Origin of the sequence: Micromonospora sp. NPDC049047 (assembly GCF_040649135.1) — a bacterium.
Lineage (GTDB): Bacteria > Actinomycetota > Actinomycetes > Mycobacteriales > Micromonosporaceae > Micromonospora.
Genome location: NZ_JBEZEY010000002.1, coordinates 283841 through 300126 on the forward strand (window position 1 = coordinate 283841; position 16286 = coordinate 300126).

Annotated in this window: 14 protein-coding genes; 5 read left to right on the top strand and 9 right to left on the bottom strand. The window is 72.5% G+C overall.

Translation table 11 applies throughout. The features are described 5' to 3' along the window. Positions 1-120: 120 nt before the first annotated feature. The 7 genes from AB0B86_RS04320 to eccB all read right to left on the bottom strand — a co-directional run bounded on the left by AB0B86_RS04320 (position 121) and on the right by eccB (position 5664). Positions 121-528 carry a TIGR03618 family F420-dependent PPOX class oxidoreductase gene (locus tag AB0B86_RS04320; RefSeq protein ID WP_357415211.1) on the bottom strand — a complete coding sequence of 136 codons (408 nt, stop codon included), beginning with the start codon at positions 526-528 and terminating at the stop codon, positions 121-123. Between the two features lie 31 nt (positions 529-559). Beyond that, positions 560-901: a YkvA family protein gene (locus AB0B86_RS04325; RefSeq protein WP_357402717.1), complete on the bottom strand. Its 342-nt coding sequence runs from the start codon at positions 899-901 to the stop codon at positions 560-562. A 33-nt stretch (positions 902-934) separates the two neighbouring features. Continuing rightward, positions 935-1732, bottom strand: coding sequence for a hypothetical protein (locus AB0B86_RS04330; RefSeq protein ID WP_357402715.1), 798 nt, complete (start codon positions 1730-1732; stop codon positions 935-937). Between the two features lie 154 nt (positions 1733-1886). Further along, entirely contained in the window at positions 1887-2246 is a 360-nt protein-coding gene (locus AB0B86_RS04335; protein WP_357402713.1) for a hypothetical protein, read from the bottom strand. A 173-nt stretch (positions 2247-2419) separates the two neighbouring features. Next, positions 2420-3715: a WXG100 family type VII secretion target gene (locus tag AB0B86_RS04340; protein WP_357402711.1), complete on the bottom strand. Its 1296-nt coding sequence runs from the start codon at positions 3713-3715 to the stop codon at positions 2420-2422. Next, a complete protein-coding gene (locus AB0B86_RS04345) occupies positions 3708-4118 on the bottom strand; it encodes a hypothetical protein (RefSeq protein ID WP_357402709.1) in 411 nt (136 codons plus the stop codon). The genes AB0B86_RS04340 and AB0B86_RS04345 overlap by 8 nt, the downstream gene beginning before the upstream one ends. Positions 4119-4164: 46 nt before the next feature. Further along, complete coding sequence (eccB, locus tag AB0B86_RS04350) at positions 4165-5664, bottom strand: type VII secretion protein EccB (protein WP_357415218.1); 1500 nt, start codon at positions 5662-5664, stop codon at positions 4165-4167. A gap of 162 nt (positions 5665-5826) precedes the next feature. Between eccB and AB0B86_RS04355 the strand changes: the two genes are divergently transcribed. Next, positions 5827-7011, top strand: a complete 1185-nt coding sequence (locus tag AB0B86_RS04355; RefSeq protein ID WP_357402705.1) for a type VII secretion protein EccE — start codon at positions 5827-5829, stop codon at positions 7009-7011. Between the two features lie 13 nt (positions 7012-7024). Here the strand turns inward: AB0B86_RS04355 and eccD are convergent, their stop codons facing one another. Next, positions 7025-8422, bottom strand: a complete 1398-nt coding sequence (eccD, locus tag AB0B86_RS04360; protein ID WP_357402703.1) for a type VII secretion integral membrane protein EccD — start codon at positions 8420-8422, stop codon at positions 7025-7027. Positions 8423-8587: 165 nt separating this feature from the next. On the opposite strand from eccD, the gene eccCa reads away from it, so the two are divergent. From eccCa to AB0B86_RS04380, 4 genes are all read left to right on the top strand, one after another. After that, positions 8588-12553, top strand: a complete 3966-nt coding sequence (gene eccCa, locus AB0B86_RS04365) for a type VII secretion protein EccCa (RefSeq protein ID WP_357402701.1) — start codon at positions 8588-8590, stop codon at positions 12551-12553. 181 nt (positions 12554-12734) lie between these two features. Further along, positions 12735-13043 (top strand): WXG100 family type VII secretion target, encoded by a 309-nt coding sequence (locus AB0B86_RS04370; protein ID WP_357402700.1) that lies wholly within the window; start codon positions 12735-12737, stop codon positions 13041-13043. A gap of 25 nt (positions 13044-13068) precedes the next feature. Further along, positions 13069-13347, top strand: a complete 279-nt coding sequence (locus AB0B86_RS04375; protein WP_357402698.1) for a WXG100 family type VII secretion target — start codon at positions 13069-13071, stop codon at positions 13345-13347. 81 nt (positions 13348-13428) lie between these two features. Next, entirely contained in the window at positions 13429-14898 is a 1470-nt protein-coding gene (locus AB0B86_RS04380; protein ID WP_357402696.1) for a S8 family serine peptidase, read from the top strand. 117 nt (positions 14899-15015) lie between these two features. Here the strand turns inward: AB0B86_RS04380 and mycP are convergent, their stop codons facing one another. Continuing rightward, positions 15016-16257, bottom strand: a complete 1242-nt coding sequence (gene mycP, locus AB0B86_RS04385) for a type VII secretion-associated serine protease mycosin (RefSeq protein ID WP_357402694.1) — start codon at positions 16255-16257, stop codon at positions 15016-15018. Positions 16258-16286 lie beyond the last annotated feature (29 nt).

A 16286-nucleotide genomic window follows, 5' to 3' on the forward strand; every position in this document is an offset into this window, starting at 1 on the left:
TGGCGCGGATTCCGGGCGTGCTGCCGGGCCCGGCCACGGGGTGGTCAGCCGGGCGCAGGCGACAAGCGGAACGTCATCCGGGCCGAAGACTCGGACAAAGCGGGCGGGGCCCGCCCGACATCACAAACTGCCCAGCAGCCCGCTGACGGTGATCTCGATGACGACCCGTTCCGGATTAGGGCGGGGGGTCCGATACCTCTCGGCGTAGCGGCGCTCCGCGTCGGCCACAGCGGCCCGATCCGACCGCAGCACCGCGCGGCCCTCGATCGTCAGCCAGCGGCGGCCGTCCACCTGGCAGACCGCCACCGCCGCGCCGGCCGCGCCGGCAGCGGCCACCTGGCGGGCCTTACGGGAGCCGCCAGAGGTGATGACCCGGGCCAACCCGGCCGCCGGATCGAGGGTCACCCCGACCGGTACGACGTGCGGGGTCCCGTCCGCACGAATCGTGGTCAGGGTCGCGAGGTGCCGTTCCGCGCAGAAGGCGACAACCCGCTCGTCGTGCACGTCCAACCGATGATCGCCCGCCATGCCCGTCCCCTGTTCACCGAACCGACCCCGATCATGGCACCTGACGGCGGGCCCGCTCCCGATCGACAGCCGAATCCGGTTGGCCGGGTAGTTGGCGTCCGGCCGCCCGGCGCTTGTGCACCAGCCGGGTGAGGTAGATCAGCGCGGCGGCCAGGACACCCATGTCGTCCAGGTAGATCGGATCCGGCAGCACGTCCACCGGGAAGATCGTGTAGATCAGCGCGCCGTAGAAGGCGACCTTGCCGCCCGCGCCGAGCCCGGTCAGCAGCCGGCGCGTACGCACCACCCGCACCGCCAGCACCACGGCACCGACAAGCGTGGCGAGCGCCAGGATGCCGGCGATCACCACGAGGACCCACGCCTGTCGGGACATGCCGTCACGTTAACCCACCGGGAGTCGCGCGGCTCAGAACGCGGGCACCGCCGCGCGGCCACGGGCGGCGACCTTGTTCTCCCGGGTCTGCTCGACCGACGGCTTGGCCACCTCGCTCAGCGGCAGCACCGACGCCGACTCCGCCACCCGTCGCCCGGTGGCGGCGTGGGCCTCCTCGCGCAGACTGCGGGCCGCCGCCACGGCCAGCTCGGCCGCCCGCCAGGCAACCTGCTCCTGCTCGCGGGCCGTGGCGTGCCGGGCCGCCAGGTTGTCCCGGATCGCCCGCCGCAGCACCAGTTCCTGCGCGACCGGGTGCAGCCGAGGGTCCCAGCCGTCCCGGTGCGCGAAGACGTCGCTGAGCTGCTCCACCGACAACTCCCGCCGCCAGTACGCGTCGAGCGCGGCCCGGTGCAGGTAGCGCTCGCGGTCCGCGTACTCGGCGGGAGTGCGGGCGGTCTGCGGCAGTGGCATGGCGGCTGCCGCGTCGAGTCGCCGGACGGCCGCCTCGGCCTCCTCGTACCTCTGCCAGGCTGCCTCGACCGCCTCCTGCGCGGCCACCCACTCCGTTCGGCGGCGCTGAGCGGTGGTGGTCGCCCGCGCCGCGGCCACGGCGACCTCCTGCGCGTACCGGCTCTGCTCACGCTCCTCCTGCACCTGTTCGAGTTGGCTCGGCATGGCCGCGCGGCGGATCCGGGCAACCGGATCGAGGCGGAGCCGGCCGGGCCGGAGCAGCAGGGCGGCGACGGTGACGCCGACGAGCCCGAGCAGGCTCAGCCAGATGACGGCAGCCCGGGACAGATCGGGCAGGGCGGCGGAGAGGAGGGATTGCATGATCAGCACCTCGCGGTCGAAGGCGGGTATCGACGGGTGGTAGGAGGGGCCCGACGGCAACTGTCAGCCGGGTGACGGGAGCATCCCGCCGGGGGCGACTCAGCTGCTGCCACGGATTGCCCGGGACCGGGGCCCGGGGATCACCGGGCCAGGATCAGCGGACGGGTGGGCCGCGTCGCGCGGGGGTGCCACGGCCGGGATCGATGGCCGGGGCCGGAACCATGCCCGCCGCGACCAGCCCGGTCGCCGCGGTGGTGTCCGCCAGGCCAGCCGGGCGGACGGCAGCGGGCGGGCCCGCCTGCTCGGTGGACGGCGTGGCATCGGGACGGACACTTGCCACCCGGCTGCTCACGGCACTGGGCCGGAGCTGCGTCGGGGTGGGCGGTGGGGTCGCGGCGAGGACGCCGCCCAGGCCGACCGCGAGCACCAGCGCGGTGATCGCCAGACGGGTCAGCTCACGCAGTGACCGCAGCACAGCCCAACGGGCCGGGCGGACAAACACTGCGGACGACACCCGACCAACCTAACGCCTGCCCTGCCGGGCCGCAGCACGACGATGGCCCGGGCCGGCGTGACCGCCACCACCCTGTGCACTATGGAGGGTGGGATCGACACCTGGAAAAGGCGGTGCCCCCGGGCCGGATCGGTCCGGCCGGGGGCACCGCGTGTGCGCCTGTGCGGTATTGGTCAGTTGCCGGTGCCGAGCACCGGCGGCGCGGCGTTCCTGCCGTCGTGCCACACCATCTCGTCCTCGGTCAACCAGGTCAGCCGCTCGTCGGAGTCGTCGTCCTCCGGGCGACCTCGCCCGCCGAGCACGCCGGCACCGTTGCGGCCGGAGCCCGAACCACCGGTCGCCGCCGACCGGCCACCGCTGCCGCCACGCTGGCCGTCCACGCTGCGGCCGATGCCGCTGGCGGACCGCCCTTCGGCCGGGGGCGCCCCACCGGTCGGCCGGCCCGAGGGGGTGGGGGTGCTGTTGCTCGAACCGGCGAGCGCCGCGGTGCGCAGGACCCCGCCGGCGGGTGATCCACCTGGCGCCGCGTAGAGCAGCCCGGGGCCGGTGCTCACGGCGGTGGTCAGCGGGGCCGCCCCGGACAGGCCGGCCAGCCCGGCGGCGGCACCACCGGTGAGCAGTGCGGTGCTGGCGAGCGGATCCGCACCGGCGAGCACGGTGCCGCGCGGGTCGGAGCCGCCGACAGCGCCGTGCGGACCGGCGGCCACGGCAGGCGTGCCAGCGGTGACCGAGCCACCCCGGTCGGAGACCGAGCCGTCACCGGCGACCGGCGGTGCGGCGGCGCGTTCGAGTTTCGTGATTGTCGCGTCGCCGGTGTACGCGCTGACGCCACTGCTGCCCGGCCCGGCGCTCGCCCTGGCGACGGCCCCGACGCTCTGCGGAGTCGTCGGCTCCGTGTTGAGCCGGTTCGGGATGTCCGGGTCCGGCGGCGGCGGATCGACCACCCGGTCGTACGCGGACATCTCGTAGCCGTCGGCCAACTCGGCCACCAGGTTGACCATCCGCTGGTGGGCCTTCTCCTGCTCCTGCTTGTCCTGCTGGTGGCCCACGAAGCCCATGACCACCGCACCGGGCAGACCGAAGGTGGTGGCACCCTTGATCGTGCCGGAGATCGCCTTGTCGTTGTCGTCGGTCTCCTCTGGGCTCTCGGCCTGCTTGTGCGCGGTGCGCAGATGGTCGGCCATCATCGTGAGCCCCTGCTTGATGCCCGCCATCCCCTCACTCAGGGCGTCGGAGTGGGCCACGATCAGGCTGAGTCGCCGATGGAACTCCCGACCCGCGGAACCCGTCCAGGTGTTGCCGAGCTTCTCCAGGTCGCCGCTCAACTCCCGGCCGAGCCCGTCGAGGATTCCCTTGAGCTCGGCCCACTGGGCGGCGACGCCCTCGATCTGCTCCGGCTTACCGGCCATCACGCCGTCGTACAGCTGCTGATGGCTGCTGCCCTGGTAGCGCGCGGTGTACTCAGACACGGCCGTTCTCCTTCGGCTGCAACGCCCGATCGACTCCGGTCAGCGCCCCGGACACATCTGTGGCGTTGGCGGCGTTACGCGCCTCGGCGGTGCGGTAGTTGGTCAGAATCGTGCTGGTGGCCTGCTGCGCCGCCAGCACCGCCTGCCGGATCCGTTCGGCTTCGTTCACATAGGACTGGTGCACTTCGGTGTAGCGACGCGCCTTGTCGGTGGCGTCGAAGAACGACCCCAACGCCGGTGGACGGCACTGCATCTCGCTGTTGAGTTTGCGCAGCACCGACTCGACCTGGCTCAACCGCGAAGCAAGGTTATGGTGAAAGTCCTCAAGGGACAGCAGGTCAACTTCCGTACGCCCGGTCATGGCAACATCCCCGTCGTTCTGGTTGACAACCGTCAGCGACATTCAGGTTAGTCCACCGCCGCTCTTCGGTGCGACCCGTCACGGCTGCTCAGCCGTTGCCCCCGGTCGATCCCGCCGGCGTCCCGCCACCCGCGCCACCGGCCGGCGGCGCGGCTACCGGCGGTGCGGCCGGGGCCGGGGCGTCGGGTGCGAAGACCGCCATAGCGTTCTCCTGGGTGAGGGTGGGCCCGGTCGGGATCAGTGCGAGCAGCGAGCCGGGCACCGCCAGCGGGGTGATCCCGGCATAGCCGAGCACGTCAAGCGTCGCCGCCGAGCCGAGTGGATACCGGATGCCCTGCGGGGTGATCAGGTAGATCGTCGAGCCGGCGGCGCCGGCTCCACTGGTCCCGGCGCCGGGCGAGGCCTGCGCGACGACGCCCTTGCCGCCGGGCAGCAGCACCGCCTCGGCGGTGCGGACGGCGTCCCGCCTGGTCTGGGGCACCGGCACCGGGCCTGGACCGCTCCCGGTCAGCTCCGCCGGCGCCCGGTCGAAGACCTCGAGGGTGGTGGTCGGCTGGCCGCCCGCGCTGCCCGCCCGGTACGTCGCGCAGATCGTGGTCTGGCCGGGCCTGGCCTGGTAGACGGCGGGCAGCGCCGTCGGCAGCCCCTCCTCGTCGACGCGCTGCTCGACGTAGAGTTCGCCGGCCTGATCCGGGGTGATGTCGGTGATCTGGCCACCGCCGCGGACCATCAACAGCGCGGTGATCTCACTGATCGAGGCAAGACCCTCCCGGGTCAGTACGTAGTGCTGCCCGGCGGCGCTGAACACCTGACCGATGACGGCGGGCCGGCCGGCCACCCTCCGTACGCTGCTCTCGCCCTCGCCGGGCAGCGTCGGTTTGCGCAGCGGTGGCCCGGCCGGCACGGCGTTGAGCAGCTGCTGACCGACCCGGAGCGGAGTGGCGCGGGACATCTTCAGCGCGGTGATCGTCGGATCTCCGTCGAGCACCTGGAGTCGGGAGTTGTTGGCGAGCAGGTACCGCTGATCGTCCATCACGACGAGCACCGCGCGGTCACCGAGCGGCACGCCGCCGGGCAGCGCCCGGTCGATCACCAAACGGGTGTTCGATCGCGCGGGATCGACCGGGTCGGGCACGTCGCAGACCGACCAGGGCAGGCCGGTGAGCGACTTGCGGTCCGGCAGGGCGTCCGGTGCCCCGACGATGCCGAGGGTGAGCCCGCGCGGCTGGTCCCGCAGTGCCGCCTGGGACATCGTCCGCGCCGTGGCGTCCGGCTGGTTCAGCACCAGGCGGGCCGAGGTGTAGTTGAGGGTCGGGTGCAGCTGCCCGTTCATGAAGACGTACGTCGCACCGGTCTCCCGTTCGATGACCAGGGTCTGGTCCTTCAGCGGCACGGTGTTACCTGTCAACTGGCCGTAGGCACCAACCCCACCGAGCACGATGGCCGCGGTGATGACGCTGCCGAAGACGGCCATGCCGAGCCGTCGCATCGGGAGGTTGGTGGTCTCCGGGTCGCCCGACAGCAGCGCGGAGACGATCCGGCGGGTGACGAAGCGGTACGCCTGCACCTGATCGCGGCGGGTCCGCATGACTTACCTCCGGCGGGGTGTTTCCGCGACGATCAGGTCGGGGTGCCGTCGCGGGCTTCCCTACGATAAGGGGCCGACGGAGGTTCCTCGGGACCACCGTTCGTGGTCGGCACCGGACCGACCCCGGTGCAGAGCCGTACCGTGCAGGAGGGACAGTCAGCGATGACGCAGGTTCAGGCGCGACCCGCCCGAGCGGCCACCGACCAGACCGAGGTGGTGGCGCGTTCGGCGCCGACCGGCCGACCCGGTCGTGGTCGGCTCGGTCCGGTGCTTGTCGGTCAGCTCGTCGTGCTTGAGTTGTGCGTGCTCGGCGTCTGGGCCGCGTCGGCCGGGCCCAGTTGGCTGCTCGGCGTGGCGGCTGGCGTGGCGGCGCTCGTCGTCGCGGCCACCTTCGCCCGTCGTGGGGGCCTCTGGTGGTTCGAGGACCTGCTGTTGCGTGGGCGTCTGCGGCGGCGCGCCGAGCGGGCGTCGGGGGCGCTGGGGGGCGGCCTGGCGGGCGACCCGCGGTTGGCGGCACTCGCCCCCGAGCTGAGCGTGATCGAGCTGACCGACCGCGGCACGCGACTCGGTATCGGGCGCGACGACGGGGGTTGGTTCGCGGCCGTCGCGGTGCAGCCCGCTAGCGGTGCGGCAGTCGGTTCGGTGACCGCGTCCACAGTCGACAGGGTGGTGCGGGTGCTCGCGGACTTCAGCGCCCCGGTCTCCCGTAGCCAGGTGGTCGCGCACACCCTGGTGTGGTACCCGGCGCCCGGTGCGCCACCGGCGGCGCACCGGACCGTCTGGGTGGCGCTACGGCTTACCGTCGGCGATGCCCGCGCGGAGGCGGTGAGCCGGGGCGGTGGACTCGCCGGGGTGCACCGCACGATGGCCGCCGGAATCGGTCGACTGGGCAAGGCGCTGACCTCGGCGGGGCTGGCCCACCGGCCACTCAACCGGGACGAGTTGCGGGCCGCCATCGTCTCGGCCGCCGGGCTGGACCTGGGACCGGAGGCGCCGACGGAGACCTGGCACGGGCTGCGCGGCGGTGGCTGGACCCATCGTTGCCTGGTGTTGCGCGGTCGGGCGGAGGTGCCGCTCGGCCCGCTCGTGGACGCGATCACCGCGACCTCCGCGCCGTCGCACACGGTGGCCGTGACGGTCTCGGCGGACGGTCGGGTGGCGTCGCCGCTGTTGCGGGTCGCGGCGATGGACAACCACGTCGAGGCGCTGGTCAAGGTGGTCCGCGACATCGCCCAGCGAGCCGGCACGTCCACCCGGCCCATGGACGGTCGGCACGGGCCGGGCGTCTACGCCACCGCTCCGGTCGCGTCGGCGCTCGGCGTCTCCGCCCGTCCGCAGCCGCAGTGACCGGCGCGGCCGGTCAGGGCCGGAGGTTGACGATCCAGCCGTAGAGGCCGCAGACCCAGAAGGCGAGCGGGACCAGCGCGATGATCAGCAGGATCTCGGCGATGTCGAGCAGCCGACCCCAGACCGGCGAGATGCGCTTGCCGGCGACGGTCAACCCGTAGATCAGGCTGACCACGGCGGCCAGCACCAGCCCGCCCAGGATCAGCCCGAGCCGCACCGACAGCGACCCGCCGGCGAACGTGGCGGCGGCGGCCAGGCCCAGCCCCACGGTGCCGGCGAGCAGCACTGGGGTGCGCTGGGCGCGGCCCAGCAACGGCCGGCCCCGGAGCATCGACAGCAGGGCCAGCACCAGGCACAACAGCACCGCCGACCCACGGCCGTCCAGGGCGAGCACGAACTGCGCACCCAGCACCAGCACCGCGACCGTCCACAACAATCCGGTGATGAACTGGTCGGCGCGCTCGCTGCGCTGGAGCACCTGCCGGCCGTCGACCGACTCGCTGTCGGTCTTCAGGTCCTCCGGACCGGTCGGGATCGAGGGCACCGGCAGTCGCGCCAGTCGGTAGGCCACCATCGGCAGGGCCGGCACCACGCCGAAGGCGACAGTCGCCACCACCGCCGCGGCGGCCGGCGCGTCGAGGCCGAACGCCAGGCAGAGCAGCGCGCCCATCCCGGTGGCGGCGCCCACCCCGATCGCGGCGAAGAAGAGCGGATAGCGGTCGCCGACCGCCAACACGGCGACCGCGCCGGCAACCACCGCGGCGGTCGCCGCGAGCAGCACATGCGGGCTGGCCAACTCGGTGAGGGGCCGGTCACCGGCGAGCAGCAGCAGTCCGCCGACGGCGGCGTACCCGAGGGCGACCACGGCCAGCACCGCGCCGGTGCGGCTGTCGGCGGCGGCCCGGGACAGCACCGCCGCGCCGACGAGCAAGGCCACCGCCACCAGCACGGCGGCCAGTGCGCCGGGCAGGTGCGGCGGGCCGGCGAAGAGGGCGGCGAGCGCACCGGCACCGAGCGCCGACGCCGCGAAGACCACGGCGAAGGAGCGGGTCGCACCGACCTGCCAGGCGCCGGGGCGGTTGTTGGTAGCGGTGGCGACGGCATCCACCACGTCGTCGAAGACGATCTCCGGCGCGGCCGCGGACCGGGGGTTGAAGTAGAGCACCTCACCGTCACGGACGCTGAGCTGCGCGGCGGTACGGCCACCGTCGAGCGGCGCACCGCCCAATCTGGACAGTGCCCAGCCGCCGTGCCGCGCACCCTCGTCGGCCAGGTCCTCGCCGGCATAGCGCAGCAGGGTGGGGAGCAGGTCGGCCATCGGCACGTCCGACGGCAGTGCCAGATCCATCCGGGTACGCGGAGCCACGATGGTGATCCGGCTCAGCCCACCGGTCGCCGTCTTCGTCGCCACAGTGGCCTCCAGGTGTGCGTCGGTGCTCGGCTGGCCGCGATGCCGCGCTCCGGGTCCACCGCGCCCACGGCAGATTACCTACGATGGCGGGCACGTACGATGCCCACCCGCGGGCTACGGTCCGCGGCGGCACGTCAGCAGGCCGCTTCTGGGGAGGAAACAGCCGTGAGCACTGTGGTGTTCCGTCGGCTCTCGCGTCAGCCGGGACCGGCTCTACCACGCGGCGAGGTGCTGCTGGAGTCCCCTCCCGAGCTGCCCGAGCCGACGCCCCGCGGGATGGGGCAGCTGCTCATGATCCTGCCGATGTTCTGCGGGGTCGGCGCGATGGCGTTCCTCTACGCCGGCAAGGGCGGCGGCATGATGACGTACGTCGCCGGTGGCCTCTTCGGCGTCTCGATGCTCGGCATGGCGATCGGTTCGCTCGCCAACAACGGCGGCAAGGACAAGGCCGAGCTGAACGCCGACCGGCGCGACTACATGCGCTACCTGGCCCAGATGCGCAAGCGCACCCGGCGGGCCGCGGAGCAGCAGCGGGCGGCGATGACCTGGCGGCACCCGGAGCCCGACGCGCTCTGGTCGATCGCCGCGTCGCGGCGGCTGTGGGAGCGACGGACCACCGAGGACGACTTCGGCGAGACCCGGATCGCGCTCGGCCCGCAGCGACTGGCAGTGGAGATCGTCCCACCGGAGACGAAGCCGGTGGAGGACCTGGAGCCGATGAGCGCCATCGCGCTGCGCCGGTTCGTCCGCGCCCACTCCACAGTTCCCGAGCTGCCGACCGCGTTGTCGGTGCGCGCGTTCAGTCGGGTGGCGTTGCGCGGTGACCGCACGCCCGTGCTCGACCTGACCCGGGCGGCGCTCGGGCAGCTGGCCACCTTCCACGCCCCGGACGACCTGGTGATCGCGGTGGTCGCCGCGCCGGACCGGCAGCCGTCCTGGGACTGGGTGAAGTGGCTGCCGCACGCCCACCACCGCGGGCGTACGGACGCCGCGGGTGCCCGCCGGCTGGTCTTCGCCAGTCTGGCCGAGGCCGAGGAGTCGCTCACCGCCGAGCTGGCCGGGCGGCCCCGGTTCGCGCCCGAGGCCAAGCCGTTGACCACAGCACCGCACCTGGTCGTGGTGATCGACGGTGGCGAGATCTCCCCGACCTGCCAACTGGTGGGCCCGGGGCTGCTCGGCACCACGGTGATCGACCTGTCCGGGACGGTGCCCCGCGACGCCGGTCGCTGGCTGCTCTGCCTGGACGTGGCCGACGGAAACTCACTCGACCTGGTCCGGGGCAGCTCGTCGTCGCCGCTGGGTCGCCCCGACCGGCTCAGCGCCGAGGCGGCCGAGGGGCTGGCCCGGCAGATCGCCCCCTATCGCCTCTCCCAGCAGCAGACCAGCAGCGATGAGCCGCTGGCGCGCAGCATGGAGCTGCCGGACCTGCTCGGGGTGGGCGACGCGGCGACTGTGGACGTGCAGCACACCTGGCGACCGCGCGGTCACCGGGACCGGCTGCGGATCCCGCTCGGCGTCGGCCCGGACGGCAACGTGGTCGAACTCGACTTCAAGGAGTCCGCGCACGAGGGCATGGGCCCCCACGGCCTGGTGATCGGTGCCACCGGCTCCGGCAAGAGCGAGCTGCTCCGTACGGTGGTGGCCGCCCTGGCGGTGACCCACTCCTCGGAGGAGCTGAACTTCGTCCTGGTGGACTTCAAGGGCGGCGCGACGTTCGCCTCGCTGGAGGCGCTGCCGCACACCAGCGCGGTGATCACCAACCTGGCCGACGAGTTGCCGCTCGTCGACCGGATGCGCGATGCGCTCGCCGGTGAGATGGTGCGCCGGCAGGAGTTGCTGCGGGCGGCGGGCAACTACGTGTCCCGCTTCGAGTACGAGAAGGCGCGGGCGGCCGGTGAGCCGCTGGCCCCGATGCCGAGCTTGTTGATCATCTGTGACGAGTTCAGCGAGTTGCTCGCCGCCAAGCCCGACTTCATCGACCTGTTCGTGATGATCGGCCGGCTGGGCCGGTCGCTGGGCGTGCACCTGCTGCTGGCCAGCCAGCGGCTCGAAGAGGGCAAGCTGCGGGGTCTGGACACCCACCTGTCGTACCGGATCGGTCTGCGGACGTTCTCGGCGGTGGAGAGCCGGATCGTGCTCGGGGTGCCGGACGCGTACGAGCTGCCGAACGCGCCCGGCCACGGCTACCTGAAAACGGACACCAGCACCATGCTGCGGTTCCGGGCCGCGTACGTGTCCGGGGCGTACCGGGCGCCGGGGCAACAGGCCGCCGCGTCGCAGGCGCTGGTGCAGCGCCGGATCGTGCCGTACGGCCTGGACTTCATCGCGGCACAGACGCCGCAGATGCCGGTGAACAGCGCGCCGGAGCCCGAGCAGCCGGCCGACGGCAAGGCCGTGGCGATGCTCGACGTGCTCATCGGTCAGCTCAAGGGGCGGGGCCGCCCGGCCCACCAGGTGTGGCTCCCGCCGTTGGCCGACCCGCCTGGTCTGGGTGAGCTGCTCGGCCCGCTGGCCGTCGACCCGACCTACGGGCTGTGCACCGCCTCCTGGCCGGGGCGCGGGCGGCTGACAGTGCCGGTCGGGGTGGTGGACCGCCCGTACGAGCAGCGCCGTGACCCGATGATGGTCGAGCTGGCCGGGGCCGGCGGCAACGTGGTCATCGTCGGCCGGTCGCTCAGTGGCAAGAGCACCATGCTGCGTACGCTGCTCGCCTCGCTGGCGCTCACCCACACCCCACGGGAGGCGCAGTTCTTCTGCCTGGACTTCGGCGGCGGCGCGCTGCGCAGCCTGGAGCGCCTGCCGCACATGGCCGGGGTGGCCGGTCGGCGGGACGTCGAGGCGGTACGCCGGACGGTGGCCGAGGTGGTCGCCGTGCTCGACGACCGGGAGACGCGCTTCGCCCAGCACGGCATCGACTCGGTGGCCAGTTACCGCCGTCGTCGGGCGGCCGGTGAGTTCGCCGACGATCCGTTCGGTGACGTGTTCCTGGTGGTGGATGGGTGGAACACGCTGCGCCAGGACTACGAGGAGCTGGAGCAGACCATCACCACGCTCGCCAACCGGGGTCTCGGCTTCGGCGTGCACGTGGTGCTGACCGCGGTGCGGTGGGCGGAGATCCGGATCAACATGCGCGATCTGCTCGGTACCAAGTTGGAGCTGCGGCTCGGTGACCCGTCCGAGTCCGAGATCGACCGCCGCGCGGCGATGAACGTGCCGGAGAAGTCGCCGGGTCGTGGCCTGACCCGGGACAAGCTGCATTTCCTCACCGCCGTCTCCCGGCTCGACGGTCGTCGGGACATCGACGACCTGAGCGAGGCGTCGCTGGCCCTGGCCGGGCATGTGGCCACGAACTGGCCGGGTCGTCCGGCTCCGAAGGTGCGGCTGCTGCCCCGCCGGTTGCCGGTGGCCGAGCTGGCCCGGATCATCGACCGGTCGGCGCCAGGTCTGCCGATCGGTGTCAACGAGTCGGCGCTCGCGCCGGTCTACCTGGATCTGGCGAACGAGCCGCACCTGACGGTCTTCGGCGACGCCGAGTGCGGCAAGACCAACCTGCTGCGGCTGATCGCCCGGGGCATCACCGAGCGGTACACGCCCGCCCAGGCGCGGCTGGTCATCGCCGACTACCGGCGTGGCCTGCTGGGCGCGGTGGAGGGCGACCATCTGCTCGACTACGCCCCGTCCAACCAGGCGTTCGCCCAGGGGCTGGCGTCGATCCGCAGCGCGCTGTCCAACCGGTTGCCCGGCCCGGACGTGACCACCGCGCAGTTGCGCGACCGCAGCTGGTGGAAGGGTCCCGACCTGTACATCCTGGTGGACGACTACGACCTGGTGGCCTCCGGCGGGAGCAACCCGCTCAGTTCGCTGCAGGAGTTGTTGCCGCAGGCCCGGGACATCGGTCTGCACCTGATCGTCACGCGTCGCGTCGGCGGGGTGTCGAGGGCGCTCTACGAGCCGGTGCTACAGCGGTTGCGCGAGCTTGACTCGCCGGGCCTGCTGATGTCCGGCAACCGGGAGGAGGGCGCCGTGTTCGGCACTCTGCGCCCGAGTCCGCAACCGCCGGGTCGGGGCACCCTCATCCGTCGTCGTGATGGCCAGCAACTGATTCAGACGGCGTGGTCCGAACCGTCCTGAGTGGTGTGACTGTCGGGCCGATCCACCGCCGTCCATCGCACGGTGCCGAGCAGGGCTGCGGATGCTCGACTGGTTCCGCTACGGTCTTCACTGGAGTGTCCGTCGGTGGGGTGTTGCTGCCTTGCCGCGGGGGAGGGGTGCGGCGAAGCCGCCACCACAACATGACGGAAGGGTGTGAAGCATGGCGTTCGAGGTCGAAGCTTCGACTCTGCATACCGCCGCGAGTGACGTGCGGTCCACGCGCAGTGAGGTCGACGGCGAGCTGAAGAAGCTGTGGAACGTCGTCGACGACCTGGCCATGGCGTGGAAGGGTCAGGCGTCCACGGGTTTCCAGTCGCTGATGACGCGCTGGAACGAAGACACGGTCAAGCTGCTGACGGCGATGGACAACATCGCCGACCTGCTCGACAAGTCGGGTACGACGCATCAGGTCAACGACGAAGAGCAGCAGCAGATGTTGGACAAGTTCCACTCTGCTCTCAACCCGTGATCCGCAGCCAGCAGAGGAGGAAATCGTGACGATCAAAGTTGACTACGCGGTCCTCGAGAGCAGCAATCAGCAGATGCAGGCCATCTCGAAGACGCTCGAGGAAAAGCTCGACACGCTCCGGTCCATGCTGACCAAGCTCCACTGGGACGGCGAGGACCGGGTTGCCTACGAGCAGCACCAGGCGAAGTGGGACACGGCGGTCCGGGACATCAACCGGATCCTGAACGAGATCGGCGGTGCCGTCGGCATCGCTCGGGAAAACTACCTCACCACCGAGATGAGCAACTCCAAGGTGTGGGGCTGAGCCACTGATCGGTGCGGCTCCGGTCCGGTTCACCCGGGCCGGAGCCGCATTGTGTCGGCGTCGGCGAGGTACGGGGGATCGATGCGTACGGGGAAGCCCTTCCGATCGGCACGGGCTGTGGGCGCGGCCGCGCTGGCGCTGTGCGCCGCGCTGGCCCCGGCCGTGACTGTCATGCCGACGCCAGCCCGGGCCGCGGACACGGTCCGCGGTTATCAGTGGTACCTGGACTATCTGAAAATCCCTGCCGCGCACAAGATCACCAAGGGCGCGGGTGTCGTGGTCGCAGTCGTCGACAGTGGGGTCGAGGCCAACCATCCCGACCTGCGCGGCCAGGTGCTCGCCGGGCACGGCACCAACGCGATGGCCGCCAGGGACGGCCGGCGTGACGACGACAAGGAAAAGGGGCACGGCACCTCGATGGCCGGCATCATCGCCGGGCGCGGCGGTGGCAATATGCACGTGCTGGGCATCGCCCCGGCCGCGAAGATCCTCCCGGTCTCCACGGGCGCCAATTTCGACAGCCAAGACGTGCTCCTGGGCGTCCGGTGGGCCGCGGACAACGGAGCTGACGTCATCAACCTCTCGCTCGGCGACGAGGGGACGGCCCCGCCGGAACTGGTGGACGCCATCAACTACGCGCTGAGCAAGGACGCCGTGGTGGTCGCCTCCGCGGGCAACATCGAGCAGGGCGACCGACAGGTCATCGCACCGGCCAACATCCCCGGCGTCATCGCCGTCTCCGGGTTCGACAAGCGGGGTGGCTTCTTCGCCGGCTCCGTGCAGGGCCCGGAGGTCGTCATCGCGAGTCCGATGGAGAGCATTATCCGGCCGGCGCCCAAGGTGGTCTCGCCGAACGGTTACTCGCTCGGCAGCGGCACCAGTTCGGCGGCGGCCATCATCTCCGGGGTGGTGGCGCTGATCCGCGCTGAGTACCCGAAGCTCGATGCGCCCAACGTCATCAACCGCCTGATCGAAACTGCCCGCGACGCCGGGCCGGCCGGCCGGGACCCCCAGTTCGGCTTCGGGCGGGTCGACCCGATCGCCGCCCTGACCCGCTCGGTGCCCGCCGTGACGGCGAACCCGCTGCTGAAGGGCGAGGCCCCCGGCCCGACCCGTCCCGGCCGCGCCACCCCACCCGGCGACGATGCCGGCCCGGCGATCGAGTTCGGCGTCTCGAACAAGGCCGGCGCGATCGTCCAGGTGGGACTCTGCCTGGGCGTGCCTATCATCGGGCTGGTCGTGCTGCTGGTGGTGCTGCGACGCCGCAAGCGGCGTACCCCGCCGGCGACGGTCGCTCCGTACCCCGGCGCACCCGGCATGCCGCCACCCGGCTGGCCCGCCAGCCATCCGCCGGCGGCTGGCTACAGCCCGCCGCCCGTCCCTGGGCACAGCCCGCCGCCCGTCCCTGGGCACGGCCCGCCGGGCCAGCCCGGGTACCCGCCGTCCGGCTATCCACCGGCGGGTCAACCGCCCTCGCCGACCGCTCCGGTGCCCGGCCCGTCCGGCTGGCCAGGTCTGGGCCCGCCGCCGGGTCCGTATCAGCAGCAGTGAGCGCACACCGTCAGCCGGGTTTCAGGGAGCGGCCCGATGGCGGTCGACCGGACCAACCCACCGAGAAACGGCCCCTTGATGCCGGTGCCGGTGTGGGCGGCGCGCCGACGAGTCGGCTCAGCCGGTGACGGGCTCGTCGGTGCGGCGGCCGGGGCGCCAGCCGCGTTGGCGGCCCCGGGCCACGATCGGCCGGGCGACAAGCAGCAGCAGGGCCAGCAGCCCGCCGACCGCCGCGGCCCAGATCGCGGCGGTGCGCTGCCAGCCCAGTGGGTCCTGCGGCGCGACCGGAGCCGGGAGCGCGGCGGCCGGCGGGTTGGCCCGGGTGCCCAGCAGGCCCGACACCGCCCGGTACGGGTTGACCACGCCGTAGCCGATGTCACTGTTGTGACCCTCCGGCGGATTGTCCGCCGTGCGCTGCAGCCGTTCGGCGACCTGTGCCGGGGTGAGGTCCGGGTAGGCGGACCGGACCAGCGCGGCCACTCCCGAGACGTACGCGGCGGCAAAGCTGGTGCCGCCGGCCGGCTCGGCGCGGTAGCCGGACCCCTGAGGTGCCGGCCCGATGATGTTCAGCCCTGGTGCGGCGATGTCGACATAGTCGCCGCTTGTCGAGCTGCCCACGTGACCGCCCTGCTCGTCGACTCCGCCGACCGCGATCACGCCGGGGTGCGCGGCGGGGTAGCCCGGACGGTCCTGCTGATCCTCCTTCCGGTTGCCGGCGGCGGCGACCAGCACCACCCGCTGGGCCAGCGCACGGTCGACGGCCGCCGTCAGCTCGGGAACAGGCACTGTCGTGAGGGACAGGTTGATCACGTCGGCGCCCTGTTCGACAGCAAAGTCGATCGCTGCGGCGATCTGCAGGGGAAGGTCGGGGTCCCTGGTGTCCTTGAGGTCCGGCAGGACCCGGAGGGGCAGAATGCGGGCGGCCGGCGCGACGCCGCTGAACGGGGCGCCGGTGCCCTCCCGGCCGGCGATGATGCCGGCGATCATCGTGCCGTGCCCGACCAGATCGCACTGGCCCTGTCTGGCTGCCAGGTTGCTGAAGTCGCGACCCTCGAGCACCTGGCCCGCGAGCAGCGGGTGGACGGCGGAGACCCCGGAGTCGATGACCGCGACTGTCACTCCGGCACCCCGGGACAGCGGCCACGCCGCGGACGGCTCCAGCCGGCGCAGCGCCCACGGCATCGCTGTCAGGCTCTCCGCACTGGCCGGGCCGCAGGCCGACGGTGCCGCCCGGGCCGGTGCGGGTGCGATCAGCGCGGTGCCGAGCAGGGCCGCCAGGGCTCCACTGAGGACACTGCGAGCGACACGGGCGCTGCGGTGGAACGGATTGGTCGCGCTCAACGGCGGGCATTCGCGCACCCGCAGAGATTACCGCTGCGCCCGGTCCG